This window comes from Hymenobacter sp. J193, assembly GCF_024700075.1.
Classification (GTDB): Bacteria; Bacteroidota; Bacteroidia; order Cytophagales; family Hymenobacteraceae; genus Hymenobacter.
Genome location: NZ_JAJONE010000001.1, coordinates 1,548,931 through 1,566,054, shown reverse-complemented (window position 1 = coordinate 1,566,054; position 17,124 = coordinate 1,548,931). Strand labels below are relative to the sequence as shown.

12 protein-coding genes are annotated in these 17,124 nt (G+C 59.9%); 7 read left to right on the top strand and 5 right to left on the bottom strand.

Going from position 1 to position 17,124, the window contains the following annotated elements; genetic code table 11:
* Positions 1-290: 290 nt before the first annotated feature.
* Positions 291-3,419, bottom strand: coding sequence for a PAS domain S-box protein (locus LRS06_RS06725; RefSeq protein WP_257870781.1), 3,129 nt, complete (start codon positions 3,417-3,419; stop codon positions 291-293).
* Between the two features lie 18 nt (positions 3,420-3,437).
* The gene (locus LRS06_RS06720; protein WP_257870780.1) at positions 3,438-4,799 is read right to left on the bottom strand and encodes a sigma-54 dependent transcriptional regulator; all 1,362 of its coding nucleotides are present in this window, start codon (positions 4,797-4,799) and stop codon (positions 3,438-3,440) included.
* 326 nt (positions 4,800-5,125) lie between these two features.
* Here LRS06_RS06720 and LRS06_RS06715 point away from each other — a divergent pair, with 326 nt between their 5' ends.
* Complete coding sequence (locus LRS06_RS06715; protein WP_257870779.1) at positions 5,126-7,312, top strand: T9SS type A sorting domain-containing protein; 2,187 nt, start codon at positions 5,126-5,128, stop codon at positions 7,310-7,312.
* A 574-nt stretch (positions 7,313-7,886) separates the two neighbouring features.
* Here LRS06_RS06715 and LRS06_RS06710 read toward each other — a convergent pair.
* Genes LRS06_RS06710 through LRS06_RS06700 form a run of 3 tightly spaced genes read right to left on the bottom strand, consistent with a single transcriptional unit; the run spans position 7,887 to position 9,206 of the window.
* Positions 7,887-8,348, bottom strand: a complete 462-nt coding sequence (locus LRS06_RS06710; protein WP_257869901.1) for a transposase — start codon at positions 8,346-8,348, stop codon at positions 7,887-7,889.
* The gene (locus LRS06_RS06705; protein WP_257869900.1) at positions 8,345-8,662 is read right to left on the bottom strand and encodes a transposase; all 318 of its coding nucleotides are present in this window, start codon (positions 8,660-8,662) and stop codon (positions 8,345-8,347) included. Before LRS06_RS06705 ends, LRS06_RS06710 begins: the two co-directional genes overlap by 4 nt.
* A 31-nt stretch (positions 8,663-8,693) precedes the next feature.
* Positions 8,694-9,206: a DUF4468 domain-containing protein gene (locus LRS06_RS06700; RefSeq protein WP_257870778.1), complete on the bottom strand. Its 513-nt coding sequence runs from the start codon at positions 9,204-9,206 to the stop codon at positions 8,694-8,696.
* Between the two features lie 704 nt (positions 9,207-9,910).
* Between LRS06_RS06700 and LRS06_RS06695 the strand changes: the two genes are divergently transcribed.
* The 6 genes from LRS06_RS06695 to LRS06_RS06670 all read left to right on the top strand — a co-directional run bounded on the left by LRS06_RS06695 (position 9,911) and on the right by LRS06_RS06670 (position 17,100).
* Positions 9,911-10,171, top strand: a complete 261-nt coding sequence (locus LRS06_RS06695; protein WP_257870777.1) for a hypothetical protein — start codon at positions 9,911-9,913, stop codon at positions 10,169-10,171.
* Positions 10,172-10,383: 212 nt separating this feature from the next.
* Positions 10,384-11,262, top strand: coding sequence for a dihydroorotate dehydrogenase (locus LRS06_RS06690; RefSeq protein WP_257870776.1), 879 nt, complete (start codon positions 10,384-10,386; stop codon positions 11,260-11,262).
* Between the two features lie 70 nt (positions 11,263-11,332).
* Positions 11,333-12,094, top strand: coding sequence for an orotidine-5'-phosphate decarboxylase (gene pyrF, locus LRS06_RS06685; protein ID WP_257870775.1), 762 nt, complete (start codon positions 11,333-11,335; stop codon positions 12,092-12,094).
* Between the two features lie 73 nt (positions 12,095-12,167).
* Positions 12,168-12,782, top strand: a complete 615-nt coding sequence (gene pyrE, locus LRS06_RS06680) for an orotate phosphoribosyltransferase (RefSeq protein ID WP_257870774.1) — start codon at positions 12,168-12,170, stop codon at positions 12,780-12,782.
* Between the two features lie 125 nt (positions 12,783-12,907).
* The gene (locus tag LRS06_RS06675) at positions 12,908-16,042 is read left to right on the top strand and encodes an AIR synthase-related protein (RefSeq protein ID WP_257870773.1); all 3,135 of its coding nucleotides are present in this window, start codon (positions 12,908-12,910) and stop codon (positions 16,040-16,042) included.
* Complete coding sequence (locus tag LRS06_RS06670) at positions 16,039-17,100, top strand: phosphoribosylformylglycinamidine synthase subunit PurQ (RefSeq protein WP_257870772.1); 1,062 nt, start codon at positions 16,039-16,041, stop codon at positions 17,098-17,100. The genes LRS06_RS06675 and LRS06_RS06670 overlap by 4 nt, the downstream gene beginning before the upstream one ends.
* Positions 17,101-17,124: the final 24 nt, after the last annotated feature.

Below are 17,124 nucleotides of genomic sequence, written 5' to 3'. Positions count from 1 at the left end.
AAAAAAGCCTTTCCCGGGCAGGAAAGGCTCATCAATTGGCAAGAGAAAAGGGCGCTAGCGGCGGCTGCGCACCCGAACGGGCTGCAGCTCGGGCTGGCCAGTAACCCGAACGGCCTGGGCGGCCAGCACGGCAACCAGGGTAATACCCACGGAAACAAGCAGAATCATAAAGCAGGGGTGTTAAAAGTACAAAAAACAACTACGCTTGCCGGTCGGCAGAGGTAGAAACTACAGAGTAAACCACAAAAGCTCATGGGTAGTTTCGGTGCCAGGCGCTGAGTTGCCGGCCTTCAGGCGCCAATCTGCGAACGGAGCTGCTCTATCACGGTTTCCGCCACCTGCCGGATGTACTGGATAAGGGTGGCTACGTGCCCGGCATCTACGTGCGGGTGGCTGGCGGCGGCTTCCAACTCCCGGATAGGCTCCAGCAGGCTGCGCACGTTGAGCGAGTAAAAGCTGCTTTTGAGGTGGTGCGCCATTTCGGCCACGCGCTGCCACTGCTGCTGCGCGTAGAAGCCTTCCAGCTTAGCCAGGGCCGGCGGGGCCGTGTCGATGAAGAGCTGCATCATGTGCCGGATAAAGGCCTCGTCGCCCTGGGCTACCAGTTGAATGTTTTTTAAATCGAACAGCTGCTCCGTAATATGCGCCTTAGCGGGCAAGTGGTGCTGCAGCAGCACATACAGTTGCTGGTCGGAGAAGGGCTTGGACAGGAAAGCCTGGAAGCCCGCAGCCCGGTACAGCTGCGTCTGATCGGGTAGCGCGTTGGCCGTGAGGGCTACTACCGGCGTGGCCGCTCGCTGCGCATCGGGGTGCTGGCGCAGGTGGTGGGTGGTGGTGATGCCGTCCATTTCGGGCATCTGGATATCCATCAGCACCAGCGCGTACGAATGCGCCCGGAACAGCTCCAGGGCCTCGGCTCCGCTGGGGGCCGCATCTACCACCAGCCCCCAGTTGGCCAGCAGCTTTTTCGTCAGAAACAAGCTCACCGCGTTGTCTTCCACCAGCAGAAGGCGGTGGGGTCCGAGTGGGGGCTGCTCCACGGCCGTAGGGGCGGCCGTAGCCGGGCCGATAACCGGCTGCAGCGGCAGCTCTACCCGGAACGTGCTGCCCTGCTGTACCTGGCTGTGGGCCGTGATGGTGCCGCCCAGCCGCTCTACCAGCCCTTTGCTGATGCTCAGCCCCAGGCCAGTGCCACCGTAGCGCCGGGCCGTGCTGGCTGAGGCCTGGGTGAAGGGCTCAAACATTTCTTCGAGCTGCGAGGCCGCAATGCCAATACCGGTATCTTCCACTACAAAGGCAAAGCAGCACATCTTGGCTTGGTGGGGCAGCGGCTCGCAGCGTAGGGTCACGTGGCCCTGGTTCGTGAATTTAACGGCGTTGCTGAGCAGGTTCAGCAGGATCTGGGTGAGGCGGTACGGGTCGCCGAGCACCTGGGTGGGCACGTCGGGGGCGGGCAGCTCCAAATGCAGGCTGATGCCTTTTTCCTCAACCCGGAAGCGCACCGCCTCCGCGCTGCGGCGCAGCACGTCGCGCACGTCGAACACCCGCTCCTCCAGCTTAATTTTGCCCGTCAGCAGCTGCGACACGTCCAGCACGTCGTTTATCACCACCAGCAGGTTTTCGGCCGATTCCTGAATGTGCTGCACAAACTCGCGCTGCTCATCGGTGAGCGGAGTGCGGCCCAGCAGGTTGGCTACGCCCAGAATGCCGTGCATGGGCGTGCGAATCTCGTGGCTGATATTAGCCAAAAACTCCTGCTTGACGCGGGCCGTCTGCTCGGCGGTTTCCTTGGCCTGCCGCAGCTCGGCATTGACCTGTTTCTGCGCCGTTATTTCGCTGGCTACCGCCAGCACCTGCACCGTGCCATCGGCCAGCACAAACGGCTGCTTCAGGCACTGAAACCACCGCTCACGCCCGTCGTGCCACTCAAAATGCTCTTCGGTGGAAAGCTCTATCCGTGCCTGAATAACCTGCTGATCCTGCTCCAGCAGCCGCGTGCGCACTTCTTCGTCGGGCATCACATCGGCATAGGTGCCGCGTAGCAGCTGCCTTTTCGAGACGCCGTAGAAGTCTGCGGCTGCCTGATTGGCCAGTTGAAAACGGCCCTGGTTATCCCGGATGAAAATAAGCTGGGGCGAGGTGTCGATGATCTGCTGAAACAGCCGGTTTTTCTCCGCCAATCCCCGGTTGATGGCCCGGCGCTGGGCTTCGGCCTGCTTCCATTTGGTAATGTCTTCCAGGGCCCCGGCCGCCAGCCAGGCCTGGCCTGAGGCGTCGCGCTCCAGCGGGGTAGTGCTGGTGCGCAGGCATAGGCGGGCGCCGTTGCGATGGTAAACGTGGTACTCCATCGTTCGGATTTCGCCGTCGGCGGCGGACCGCATGGCGTGCCAGTAGTCGCGCATGGGGGTGCGGTCCTCGGCCGCGAGCAGCTGCTGCCACTCCTCCACGCCCATGGCCATGAGTTCCTGCTCGGTATAGCCCAGCAGGTCGTACATGTGCCGGTTGCAGTACGTAACCCGCTCTTCCAGCAGATCAAAGGTGTAGACAACGTTCGGTGCCGTTTCCAGCACGCGCTCCAGCAGGCGCTGGCTGCTGGCCAGCTCGGTGGTAAGGCGCTGCTGATCCGTGAAATCGGTGAGGTACACGTTCACGCAATCTTCCGTAAGCAGCGGCACCACCGTCCAGTAGTACACGTGGTCGTTCAGGGCAAACTGCCGGAAGCGCGTCTGGCCCGCCGCCAGGGCCGCCGTCAGCTCATGGCGCAGAAACTGGTTGCCTTCCTGGGAAGGCTGAGCGGTGAGCTCCTCCAGCACGGGCCCGGCCGCGGGATTGAAATACTGCGGATGGCCGGCCGGCGTGTAGCAGATAATGGGGTGGGGGCTGAACTCGGCCAGGCGGGAAAGCTGACTGATATGAGCCTGCAGGTGCTGCTGCTGCGTCACGTCCTGGTAGCTCCACAGGTGCAGGGCCACCACGCCTTGCTCGGCCACGGGCAGGTAGTTGAGCTTCAAAATGCGCCCATTGGCCAGGGACAGCAGCGCGTCCTGCAGGGGTACCTGCTGCTCCAGGGCGTGGCGGTGCAGCTTCACCGCTTCGTCGGGGTGCTGAAATCCGATGGTAAACTGCTCAAGCACTTCGCCCACTGGCGCACCCAGGTAGTGAATATACGGCTGCGGCAGCCCAAACAGGTGGCAGTAAGCCGGGCTGACCAGGGAAACGCGCAGGTCGGAGCCGGCTACGATAATAGCATTGTCAAGGGTGTGCAGCAGGGCGGCCGCCTGGGTGGCGGCAGCCTGCTGCAGCCGGGTGGTGTGCAGACGAGCCTGGTGCAACTGGGTGCGGGTCTCGCCCAGCAGGCGCCGGGCCTGGGCTAGCTTATGATGCAGGTGGCGGGAAGCGGCAGCGGAGCGGTCGGCCATAAAGTCAGATACAGATACTTACTTGATATACACTTCCTTGTTCTGGAGCATGCGGTACAGCGTGGACTTGCCGATGCAAAGCTGGGCCGCTGCCTGCAGGATGTTGCCTTGGTTTGCATCGAGGCAGCGCTGTACAATGCTGGCCACCTGAGCACGCAAGGGCGCAGGAGTGTCCGGGCTGGCAGCGGGCGAAGTAGACCGCAGCTGCAGGTCCGCCGGCTCGATAGTGTCGCCCTCGGCCAGCACGGCGCCCAGCTCCACCACGGCTTTCAGCTCGCGCACGTTGCCAGGAAAAGCGTATTGCTGGAGCTTGAGGCAGGCAGCGGGCGAAAAAGAATGCACGGCCAAGTTGTTGCGGGCCGCAAAGTCGCGCAGAAAGGCCTCAGCCAGCAGCAGCACGTCGTCGCCCCGCTCGCGCAGGGGCGGCAGCGCAATAGGCAGGCCTAGCAGACGGTAAAACAAATCCTCCCGGAAGGCGCCCTGCCGCACCCGCTCGGCCAGGTCGTGGTGCGTGGCCACAATTAGGCGGGCATCAAAGCGAATGGCGGAGTTTCCTCCTACCCGGTACACTTCGCGCTCCTGCAGGGCCCGCAGCAGCTTCGACTGCAGGCTGAAGTCGAGGTCGGCAATTTCGTCCAGAAACAGGGTGCCCTGGTGGGCTTCCTCAAACCGGCCCACCCGGCGACTCACGGCACCCGTAAAGGCGCCTTTCTCGTGCCCGAACAGCTCACTTTCCAGCAGCTCCCGCGGGATGGCGGCCACGTTCACGGCCACAAAGGCACCGGTGCGCCGCTCCGAAAGGGCATGAATGGCTTTGGCTACCAGTTCTTTGCCCGTGCCGGTTTCGCCCGTCAGCGACACGCTGATGTTGGTGCGGCCCGCTTTTTCAATCAGTCCCTGCAGCTGCTGCATCTGTGGGCTACAGCCCAAGAGCGTCCGGCGCGGGTCGGTGGCCTGGCCCAGCTGCTGGCGTAGCTGCTCGTTTTCGCGGCGCAGCGTCACCTGCCGCTGTACGTTGCCCGCCACATGCCAGAGGCGGTCCGGGGTGTCTTCGTCCTTCACCAAATAATCGTAGGCTCCCTGGCGCAACAGGGAAATGGCCGTGCGCACGTCTTCCTGGGCCGATATAACGACTACCGCCACGTCAGGCAGCTGCACCTTGATGCGGCGAAAAACCTCATCCCCAGCCATGTCGGGGAGGCCATAGTCTAGGCTGATCAGGTCAGGCTTCTGCGCGAGCTGGCTCAGGCACTCCTGGGCCGAGGCAAACCGGGTAACCGTGTAGTCGGGGTTCTGGTTGAGGCGGTAAGCCAGCAGCTGGCCGTACCACTCATTATCTTCAACGATGAATATGCGGAAGGCCGGCGTAGCAATGGGCATAGAAATAGCAGCGGTAAGGTGGGAAGCTTAACTATAACCTACGATAATCTATAGGGGCCCAGATGTGGCCTGTTTGGCTAATTTGGAGTGTTTAGCTTAGAACTTTGCTAAATATCTGATTTTCAAAATCTTGTTGCTGAAAAAACGAGCCACGTTTTGTATAATAGTCATTCTCTAATATTTACCTGTATTTCCCATTTTGGGAAATACAGGTTGTGGCTAGCTGCACTATTAGACGATTAGCAGGGTTTTGGCATGCTTTATTGAAGATGGCAAACAGCTTGTAAGTCAGACTGCCCAGTGGATACACTTTAACGCAGTTTGCTATGAGCCTTCTTCCTGTTTGTGCCGCCGCCCGTCGCCGCGGTATTCTGACTTTCCTGGCCCTGATTTCCTGGCTGCAGGCCACCGCCGCCGACCCCGTGACGTACTATTCTGTAACCGGGGCACCGCCCGTGGTTGCCACCAGTTGTATTACGGTGGTTTGTACCAAAGTAAACAACAAAGAACGAGCTACTGACGCGGCCCTCGACAATTTTGCCACCCTGGATCTGGGCATCATTGCGGGCTCAGCTTCCATCTCTATGAAGCTCAACGGTACGGTTCCGGCGTACAGTCGGGCGGGGGTAGTAGTGAGCGGCACGGCTACGGTACTCAGCCTCAACCTGCTGGGTGGGGCGCGTATTACCACGTATGCCAAGGGCGTGGAGAAAGACAAGATGGTGGTGGATATGAACCTGCTCAAGCCCGCTATTGGCTCCAGCCGGCCTACGCGCCTGGAGTTTGAGGCCCCGCAGGCTTTCGATGAGATAAAGCTGGAGTATTACCAGACCGCCAGCATCGACATCTTCAACCAGCACGACCTGCGGGTATACTACGCCTACGGCATCAGCAACAGCAACCAGAATGAGGTGCAGGGCTACCTGTCGCGTACCAACAGTGCCAGCACGGCCGTATCGCCGGGTGCGCTGGGCTTGTGCCTGAATACGGCCGTAGCACACCCCGAGCGGGCCACCGACACGGACCTGACTTCCAACTACGCTTCTTTTGGCAGCGCCGTTGATGTAAGCTGCCCGGCCACGCTGAACGTTGGTTTGGAAGGTATTGCTCCAGCCGGCTACCACGCGGGGTTTGTGATTGGCAATGGCGGCCTGCTCGACGCCAGCGTACTGGCCGGCCTGCAGGTGCGCACCTACCTCGGTGATGAGGAGCAGGAAACATTTAGCGGCGCCTCCCTGCTGCGCCTTAATCTCTTGCCCGACGGCAGCAACCGCTACTACGTGAGCTTTGCCACCAGCGAAGCCTTTGACCGGGTTTCTATCAGCCGGACAGAGCTGCTGAGCGCTCTGAATAATGTGCGTCTGTACTACGGTTTCGGAATTGAGCCGCGGGCTTTCGAGGCCGAAACCATTACGCTTTCCGACAATACCACCGCCACGCCAACCCAGGACTTTCAGGCTCGGTCCAACAGTGTACTGTCGGTGAATATCAATGGAACGGTAAATGGCATTATAAACCCGCAGAATGCCGCCAATGCCTCCACAACGGACTATGCCAAGATTACCAGTCTGGTAAACGTGTTGGGTACGCAGCGCCTCAAAGTAAAGCTGAATGGCACCGGCCAGGCCGGCAATACCGCCGGCGTGGTGCTGCAGCTGGGGGAAGGCCTGCTCGACGCCAGCCTGCTCAATAACTTTCGTATCAACACTTACGGCGGGCCCGATGGCAACACCCTGCTCGAAAGCGCCAGCGGAGCCTCGGCCCTGCAGCTGGCGGTGCTGGGCGGCAACAAGAGTGAGCTGACGCTCCGGACCACGCAGGATTTTTCGTGGGTGGAGCTGGAAGTAAATAACGGCCTCAGTGCCCTCGGTGACGTGCGCATGTACTACGGGCTGGCCGATGACCGTCCGTACGGCTTTCCCAATAACATCGTAACGCCCGTGGTGCTGCCCGTGGAGCTTACCGCCTGGCAGGCCCAGGTGCAGGGTGGCAGCGTACTGCTGCAGTGGCGTACGGCCTCAGAGCAGCAAAGCAGCCACTTTATAGTGGAGCGGGCCACCCAGGCCGGCGCTAATGAATTTGTGGCAGTAGGCCAGGTGCAGGCCGCCGGCAGCAACTCGCAGGCCCGTACCTACACCCTGCGCGACGCGCAGGCCGGTAAGCTGGGTGCCGCCAAGCTTTACTACCGCCTGCGGCAGGTAGACCTGGACGGGCATCAGAAGATATCGGAAGTGGTGGTGGCCGAGCTGGGCGCGGCCAGCTACGCGCTGCAGGTGTACCCCAACCCGGCTACCGCAGCTGGTGTTTTGCAGGTTGCCCTCACGGGCCTGCCGCAGCTGGGGCAGTCGGTGCGTATCCTCGACAACCAGGGGCGGCTGGTGCGCGAGTATCCGGTGTTGCAGCTAGGGCAGCAGCTACTGGTGCAGCACCTGCCCGCCGGTATGTATCACGTGCTGCTGCGGGGTGGCAACGGTCAGCGGCTGGCCAACCAGAAAATAGTAGTTACGCCGTAGCTGTTGCCAGCCACCAAGTATGACAAGCCCCCGGCGGATGCTGCGTAGCATCTGCCGGGGGCTTTGCTACACTAAGTATGTCCCTCGGCCAGGATAATAATTCGGCCTTCGCGGAAATATGCTAAAACAAACCTAACATACGTTAGCTCGTGGGATACTGTGAAAGCCAGAGTGAAATAACTGAGAAATAGGTTGCGTGGTATATTCTTAACCTATATCTTGGGTGTCTCGTAAAATTCAGTGAGTGAGTGATGTGAGAGCCTATACAGGCAAGACAGAAAGCCGCGCTGCAACGCGGCTTTCTGCATTTCAAGGATGGCACGGACTGCACTGTCGGGCTTACGCAAAAATGATACTGGTGATAATGGTTTAGTAATAACCTTGCACGCGCGAAAGGCTCTTGCCAGCGGGGGCAGCATTGGCTTTAGCACCACAATAGGAATATTCTTCGGGCAACTATTGACTGTTGCCACAACCGAGTAAGATAATAGCCTCTTTGCTACTCGTGGTCCTGAGCCGGCAGCCCCACGGTGCTGTCGTCGGTAGTGGGGAGGCTGTTCATGTAAGAAGCTGTTTAAGTTAGCTTGGTGAGTCGTCGGATGTTGGCTAGGTAGAGCCAGGCGTTGGCATGCTGCGTTTTCCGTTCGTAGTCTTTGGCCAAGCGGCGGTTGTTGCCGGCCCAGGCAATGCTGCGCTCCACCACCCAGCGCTTGGTGTGGATAAAAAAACGGCCTTTGTCGGCCACTACGCCCTTGGGTACCTGCGCCAGTACACCCCGGCCCGCCAGGTGCTGGCGAAAGCAGCGGCCAAAGCCGCCGTCCACGAACACGATCTGCAGCCGGTCAAGTAGTTCGTTGTCCAGCGCCAGTGCGTCCCAGAAGCGGGCCGTGCTGGCGCCGTCGTGGCAGTGGGCGGCGACCACGCAGCAGGCGAGCAGGTTGCCCAGCGTATCCACCAGGAAAAAGCGCTTGCGGCCCTTGATGCATTTGCCCGCGTCGTAGCCCACGCAACGCGTACTGGTGGCCGTGTTTTTCACGCTTTGGCTGTCGAGGATGGCCTCGGTGGGCTGGGCATTTTTTTTGCCCGCTCCCGGGCCTCAATCGTCAAACAAGCACTGACCCGTTGCCAGCTGCCATCCGCTGTCCACTTGGTGAAATAGTAGTACACCGTCGGCCAGGGTGGAAAGTCCGCCGGCACGTCGCGCCACACGCAGCCGTTCTTGAGCACGTAGAAAATGCCGTTTACTACCGCTCGCAACGGCCACTTGCTCGTGCGCTGCACCACCAGCAACGGCGCCAGCTTTGCCCACTGACGCTCCGTTAGATCCGAACTGTAACGCTTTTGCTGCATCCCCAAAGCTACTCGCTAACTTAAACAGCTTCTAAGAGCGAAACGCCATGGCAACCTCACTGGCCAGCGACATAGCCTGGGCCCGCAGCCGTCGGTCGTTGTGGGTCTTTACCGTGGCTTTTTGCAGGCTTAGCTGGGTTACGTACTCTTCCAGCAGCACCAGCTCCGTGGGGTTGGCCGGGTCGGCAATGTAACGGAAGTTGTCTACCCGGTAATCGTAGCCCTGGTCGGTGCAGTGGAAAGTGAAGTCGAACCGGACGGCCCGCTCTTCGTTTTTGCCGGACGAGGAAACCGGCTGCACTTTGGCGGTGCCGGTGATGCGCAGGGTGCCCGTGGCTGCGTTGTTAACCACATCGGAAGTAGGGCCAAAAGCAAAGCGCTTGTCTACCCACTCGGCGGCCCGACCGAACAAGGCGGCTTTGCCCGGCTCGGGCGCGGCTACGGTTTCAGCGTACTGCAGGGGCTCGTGGTTTTGGGCCAGGACGTGGCCTGTGGAAACCGTCAGCAGGGCTGCGGCAACCACGGTGAATAAAGTTTTTTTCATGGCGACGGACAAGGGAACCGAAATAAGGCAGGGCGGGATGCGTAGAACTCAGCGCAAAATTACAGGCTTTCGCATTGTTGAACATTCCAAAGCACGTTATTGGTTTGTTAAGTTGCAAGAAAATTGTGTTTTAACAGTATTCAGGCCTTGGTGTGTGCTGTCTCACAGGACGCTCAGATAAGCCGTGGCATAGGAAAAAAACGCTTTGTTTATCTACTTTAGGCTGTTTTTCGGCATTGTCACAGAAGCTTGGAGAAGTAGTTCTTACTGAGGAAGCTTATCAGGCCACTCTATTTTTCTTAGTTCAATTGAATAGTGAAATCTTCATGAGAAGATGGTATTATGAAAATATGCTGTGCGCGCATATCATTATAAATCAGCTATATAAGTAGGATGATGGCGCGCAAGGTACTTAGTTGTAGGCAAGCAACAGAAAGACGCAGTGCAATATGTTGGCAAACAAAACTTAATGTTACGGCAGTATTGCGGCGTAAAAAACTATCCGTAGCTTTGTCGCATGCTTCACCTTATCCAGCAAAACTGATGAAGTGCGGGGCTCAGTATAAAGCTGTTCTGCGAAGAGACCGGAAGGTCTTTTGCCACATTGGCTCTTTTGTTTTTTCAGGATTTTCCCGTTTTGCCGCTTCTGTTTTTGAAGCGGTTTTTTTGTGCCTAACCGGGTCGGTTGAAACCTCGCGCAAGCTGTGCACGACCATTTCTCTGCCTTCATCCATACAATGGTAATGCCCGTGAATGACAACACTATCCTCGCTCAACAGATGGTAGCCGCCGCTCCTGCCGCTACCCGCGGTGTGCGCTGCTCCCACAAGTATGTGGATTCGGAAGGCTTCGTCGCCATCCTCAACACGCCGCACAGTGTGAGTGTAGTAGCGCAGGTCATCCTCGGTCAGAAAGACATCCGTGACTGCGTGCCCTACCTGATCAACCGCACCAACGTTATCTAGTTCTGACTCTCAAAGCGCCCGGCCTCGTGCTGGGCACTTTGCTTTTCAGTCCGGCCCACCAGGCTCGTTGCGGTAGTCCTACCCGCCAATAGGGAAGGGCGGTTCTGGTTCGGAACTCTGAATCAGAGGTAATTGGTGAAGGTCCGGGCAAGCGGGCCACCCGAAAGCACCGCCGGCTACTACTAGTCTTCATTTTCTAAGCAACAACTTCCATGCAACTCGGCACTCTTACTTTGCAAAGCCCCGTTTGCCTGGCCGCCGCGCCGTGGCAGCTGCCCGCCGGACCTGCCTACGAGCGGCTGGGCGCCATTTTCACCCGCACCGTGACGATGGAGCCCCGGCCCGGGCTGTACGAGGAAGGTATCTGGCAGGTGAACGAGCAAACCCTGCTCAACGCTACCAACATGCGCACCGAAAGCGCCGAAATTCTGGTGCAGGAGCATTTGCCTCACCTGCTTAGCTACGGCGTGCCGGTGCTGGTGAGTATTACCGCACCCGGCATTCCCGGCTTCCGCAAAATTGCGCGCTTTCTGGCGCGGGAAGTTGGCGGCCAGATTGCGGGCGTAGAGGTCTACATAGCTCAGCCCGATACCGAAAAAGGCGGGGAGCTAACCGCCCGGTTTGTGCGCGACGCCACCCAGGCCGTGCGCAACGAGTTGGGCCCCGAGGCTGCCATTATAGTGAAGCTGCCGCCCTGGCCCGAGCACATCCGGGGTCTGGCCCTGGGCGCGCAGGAAGGCGGTGCTACGGCCCTGGCCGCTACCAACCTGCTCAAAGCCCTGCACCTACCCGACGATGCTACCGCTGCACCCGTAGCCGGTGGTCTTTCGGGCGAAGCGCTCCGCCCCGTGGCCCTGCGCTGCGTGTGGGAGCTGGCCCACGATGACCGAATCGCCCTGCCTATCATCGGTACGGGGGGCGTGTTTACGGCCAGCCACGTGACGGACTACCTGCGGTGCGGTGCCTCGGCCGTGCAGGTGGCCAGCGGTGAATGGCTGGAGCCCGGCCTCTCGGCGCGCCTGGCTGCTGAATGCGGAACCTCCTTCAGCGCGGAAAATGCGTGGAATGAGGCAAATTTTTCAGGCCAATAAAACCTGGCCCGGACTATCTTTCCGTTTCCTATTTTCACTTGATTCGCACACCTCGCACATCTTTCCACCCATGCAAAAGCTCATTCACCGCACTGGATCCGCTAACTCCCTGCTCTGCGTCGGCCTTGACCCAGTGGGCGACGACGCCCAAGTAGCCCGCCGCCTGGCCGAAGTCATCGACCAGACTCATGCTTATGCCGCCGCCTTCAAGCCCAACCTGGCCTTCTTTCTGAGCCGGGAAAACGGGGTACAGCTGCTGAAGGAAACTGTGCAGCGCATACCGAAAGACATTCCGGTGATTCTGGACGGCAAGTTTGGCGACATAGCCAACACCGCCGACCACTACGCCCGCTTCGCCTACGATGTGGTAGGCGCCGACGGCGTGACGGTAAACCCCTACATGGGCGACGACGCAGTGCGGCCGTTTGTGCGGGAAGACAAGCTAGTGTTTGTGCTGGCCAAAACGTCCAACAAGTCACAGTACTCCATGCAGGACATGGCCCTGACCCGGGGCGGCTCCCTGGCCGATGGGGTAGCCAAAGTAGCCAGCCGCCTGGATTCTGAAATCGGGGGTATCGGATTGGTAGTAGGGGCCACCAACGCCGAGGCCGTAGGCCGCCTGCGTACACTTTGCCCCGGGCAGTGGTTTCTGGTGCCCGGCGTAGGCGCCCAGGGCGGCGACCTGCAGGCCACGCTGAAAGCAGGCCTCCGCCCCGACGGCTCCGGACTTCTTATTAATACGTCACGCGTGTTATGGCAAGCAGCTGATGCCGGCGCAACGGCGAGGGAGCTGGTAGAGCAGATCAATCGGTTCCGGCCCGTAACGGCGTAATCCAGCCCGTCATGCTCAGCATGGCGTTCCATCAAAGAAGACTTTCCAAACCTTATATAATAGAGTGCTACCCTTGACTTCCACCTCAAGCACCTTCACCTCCGAAGCGCTAGAGCAGCAACTGCTCCAAGAAGACGCGCTGCTGCGCGGCCACTTCCGCCTTTCCTCGGGCCTGCATTCTGATACCTACGTGCAGTGCGCCCGGTTTCTGCGTCGCCCTGACCTGGCAGCTCCAGCGGCTGCGGAGCTGGCCCGGCAGATTCAGCAGGCCGGTTTGCAGCCCGATGTGGTGGTGGGCCCGGCTATGGGCGGCGTGGTAATTGGCTACGAGCTGGCCCGGCAGCTGGGCGTGCCCGGCATCTTCACCGAGCGCGACGATTCGGGGCAGATGACCTTGCGAAGGGGCTTTACCATCGAGCCCGGCCAGACCATTGTTATTGCCGAGGACGTAGTGACTACCGGCAAGAGCACCAACGAGGTAGCGCGGGTGCTGGAAGGTCTGGGCGCAAAAGTTTTGGCCGTGGCCAGTTTAATTGACCGCACGGGTGGGAATGCTGCGCTGAATTTCCCGAACTTTGCCCTGCTGCCGGTTACGGCGGCTACCTACGCACCCGATGATTGCCCGCTGTGCCGGGCAGGTATTCCGGTGGTGAAACCGGGCAGTCGGCCCGATAAAGCGTTTTCTTGAACCTACTGCGGCGCAACCGGCGCTGCGGCAAGGCATTTTCGGCGTACCCTGCGCGGGTATGCTTCCTCACGGTGGCACAGTCGCCTCAGCGTGGGAAACCCGAAAAATAGACAAACCTCCCTCTTTTGGACGCTACCCAAAGAACCATACAGCTTCTGCTCAAGCCCGGCCAACACGATGGCGAGGGCCAACGCGTAGCCGAAGCTGCCCAACGCCACCTGGGCCTCTCGACCGGCCGGGTGCAAAGCACCGCCCTCTACACGGTGCGCTACCCCGTGAGCGACGAGCAACTGCGCGACTTCGCCACCCACTGCCTCCAGGACCCCGTGCTGCACGACGTGGCCCTCGACGAGTTCCGCCACGGTGCCGAATACAAAAGCTACATCCTGGTGGCCAAGCTGCCCGGCGTAACCGACGACGAAGGCATATCGGCCCAAAACGCCCTCGGTGACTTCCTGAACCAGCCGCTGGACACGCATACCCAGCACATCTTCAGCAAACGGCTCTACTTCCTGGAGCACGAGCTGCCTGAGAGTAGTCTGCGCCGCTTAGCCGAAGACCTGCTCGGCAACAAAATGATTAACCGCTTCGAGGTCGGCCTCATAGCCCAGATTCGCGACTATACGCCGCGGCCGGGTGGTGGGGCCGAATCTATTACGGACACGGTGCCGCTGGTAGGCCTCTCCGATGAGCAGCTGGTGAAGCTGTCGAAAGACAACCTCTACGCCCTGAATCTGGAGGAAATGCGCGCCGTGCGCGACCATTACACCAGCATTGCCGAGGAGCGCCAGGCCGCCGGCCTACCCCAGGACCCGACGGACTGCGAGCTGGAAATCATAGCCCAAACGTGGTCGGAGCACTGCAAGCATAAGGAGTTCAGTGCCATTATCAGATATAAGGATGCCGATACGGGCAAGGAGTTTGAAGTGGACTCCTTATTTAAAACCTACATCAAAGATGCTACCTCCGAAGTAGACCGCCAGCTCCGCGCCAACGGCAACGACTGGCTGATCAAGGTGTTCAGTGACAACGCCGGTGCCGTGCGCATCAATCCCGAGTCGTTGTTCGTGTGGAAGGTAGAAACCCACAACTCGCCTTCGGCTATTGACCCTTACGGTGGAGCTATTACCGGCATCTTAGGCAACAACCGCGACCCGCTGGCTACTGGCATTGGGGGTGCGCGGCTGCTGTTCAACACCAACGTGCTGTGCTTCGGTAACCCGGAGTTTTCGGGCACCTTGCTGAGCAACCAGCTGCACCCACGCCGCATTTTCGAAGGTGTGCGCAAGGGCATCGAGGATGGCGGCAACAAGTCGGGGGTACCGACGGTGAACGGCGCCATTGTGTTCGATGACCGCTACGCTGGCAAGCCGCTGGTATACTGCGGCACCGGTGCCGTGATGCCCATGCAACTAGCTGGCCTCGACTCGTGGGAGAAGAACATTGACGCCCAGGACCGCATCATCATGGCCGGGGGCCGGGTGGGCAAAGACGGTATCCACGGTGCCACGTTCTCCTCTATTGAGCTAGACGAAACCTCGCCCGCTACTGCCGTGCAAATTGGCTCGCCGATTACCCAGAAGCTGGCCATGGATTTCCTGATCCTGGCTACCCGTCGCGGCCTGATTAAGTGCAGCACCGACAATGGTGCAGGCGGCTTATCTTCCTCCATAGGGGAGCTGGCGACTATCAGCGGTGGTGCCGTGGTGGAGCTGGAAAAAGTGCCCCTGAAGTACCCTGGCCTACGGCCCTGGGAAATCTTCGTGTCGGAGTCGCAGGAGCGTTTCTCGCTGGCCGTGGAGCCCGCGAAGATGGCCGAGCTGATGGCCCTAGGCCAGGAAATGGAAGTGGAACTAACCGATATCGGCTACTTCACCGCCGATGGCAGCCTCGACGTGCGCTTCGACGGTGAGTCGGTGGCGCGCATCGATATGGAGTTCCTGCACAACGGCGTGCCGCGCAAAGTGCTGGAAGCCGAGTGGACCAAACCTACGGCCCAGGAGCCCGCCATAGAAGTTCGGCAGAACGGTGTAGAGACGCATATTTGCGTCTCCCCGGTGAACGACACCAGCCGCGCCGCCTGGGCAAACAACCTCAGCAACGACGAGACGGAACTATGCGTCTCTACAACGGACGTGCTGTTTAAGCTGCTGGGCAGCCTCAACATTTGCTCCCGTGAGTCGGTAATTCGGCAGTACGACCACGAGGTGAAAGGACGCACCATTATCAAGCCGCTGATGGGCGCAACCGGGCAGGCCCCGCAGGATGCCGCTGTGGTGCGCTTCAACTTCGAGAGCTGGGAAGGGGTAGCCGTGAGCAACGGTATCCTGCCCCGCTTTGGAGATATAGACGCCTACGATATGTCGGCCGGCGCGTTTGATGAGGCCGTGCGCCAGATTGTAGCGGTGGGAGGGAAGCTGCCCAACCTGAGCTACGGCGACGGCAACTTCTGGTCGGTGAACGACAACTTCTGCGTGCCCGACTCGGTGTACGACCCTACCACTAATCCCGATGGCAAGCACAAGCTGGCCAAGCTGGTGCGCATGTGCCAAGCCCTGCGCGATGCCACGGCAGCCTACTGCATCCCGCTCACCTCGGGCAAAGATTCGATGAAGAACGACTTCAAAGCCGATGGCGTGAAGATTTCAGTTCCGCCGACGGTCCTGTACTCTATGACCGCCAAAATAGAGGATATCCGCCGCACTGTCACCTCCGACTTCAAGCAAGCCGACGACGTGGTGTACCTGCTGGGCGAAACCTACGACGAGTTGGGCGGCTCGGAGTTCTACCAGCTCTTCGGTGAGCTAGGCGCCAACGTACCTAAAGTGCGGTTCGAGGAAGCCAAAGCCCTCTACACGCTGATGGGTCAGGCCAACGACAACGGCCTCATCCAATCTTGCCACGATCTGTCGGATGGTGGCCTGGCGGTTGCCTTGGCAGAAGCCACGTTTGGTCATGGGTTTGGCGCCGATTTGGAACTGCCCGCTACTGGCCTAGGTCTGTCGGCGCAGCTGTTCTCGGAGTCGCACTCGCGCTTCGTTGCCACAGTGGCTCCGGAAGATGTAGTGGCTTTTGAGCAGCACTTCGGCGCCCGCGCTACCCGCCTCGGCGTGGTGACGCAGGACAACCAGCTTACAGTGCGCCACAACGGGCAGACGGTCATTTCGGCCAGCACGGCGGCCCTGCGCCACGAGTGGACAAATGGCCCAGTAAACAGAATCATCGGCTTCGGCCAGCACGAAGCGGCTCAGGTATCATGAACGAGAAACCATTATTTCCGGATCTGAATTCGCCGCCCATGCCGCAGCGCGACGAGACGGGGCCAGCGCAAACCAACGCCGACGGTTCCGTGACGGTGCTCGGCTACAAGAGCATTGACGGAGGCCACGAAAGCACCGAGCCGCTGAAATCAACGGAAGAACAACCTAACAACCGGCAACTGGCAACGGGCAACTCAACGGTGCGCGCCCTCATCCTGACGGGCTTCGGCATCAACTGCGAAGAGGAGTTTGCTGCCGCCTACAAGCTAGCCGGCGCCGAGCCAACCATCGTGCACCTCAACCAAGTGCTGCACGGCCATGTCAGCATCCACGACTACGACATCCTGAACTTCCCCGGCGGCTTTAGCTTCGGCGACGACCTAGGCTCGGGTGTGGTGCTGGCCAACAAGCTGCGCTACCGCAAAAACGCCGAAGGCCGCACCCTGCTTGATGATATCAAGGAGTTTATTGCCAACGGCAAGTTCGTGATGGGCATCTGCAACGGTTTCCAGGTGCTGGTGAAGCTAGGCCTGCTCCCCAACCTGAGCGGCAACGTGACACCGGAAGTGACGCTGACGCATAACGCCTCGGGCCGCTACGAGGACCGGTGGGTGCGCCTGCAAGTCAACCCGAAGTCGAACTCGCCCTTCCTTAAAGGTATCGACTCGATGGAAGTGCCCGTGCGCCACGGCGAAGGCCGCCTGATTATTAAGGGCGAAGAAACCCTTGCTCAAATCGAAGCCCGCGCGCTGAACTGTCTGGCCTACACCGATTTCGACGGCTCACCAACGGACGTGTATCCGCATAACCCCAACGGCGCCGACCTCAACTGCGCCGGCCTGACCGACACCACCGGCCAGGTATTTGGCCTGATGCCGCACCCCGAGGCGTTCCTCTCGCTCTATAACCACCCCGACTGGGCCCGGCGCAAACGCCAAAACCCTGGTCTGAGTGAGGAGGGCGACGGTCTGCGTTTGTTCCGCAACATTGTGGAGCACGTGCAAAGCCAGCGCCAAACCGCTGCTACACCCCAGGAAGCCCGCCAGTTTTCATCCTAGATACCTTCGCAAGCTACTGGCCTG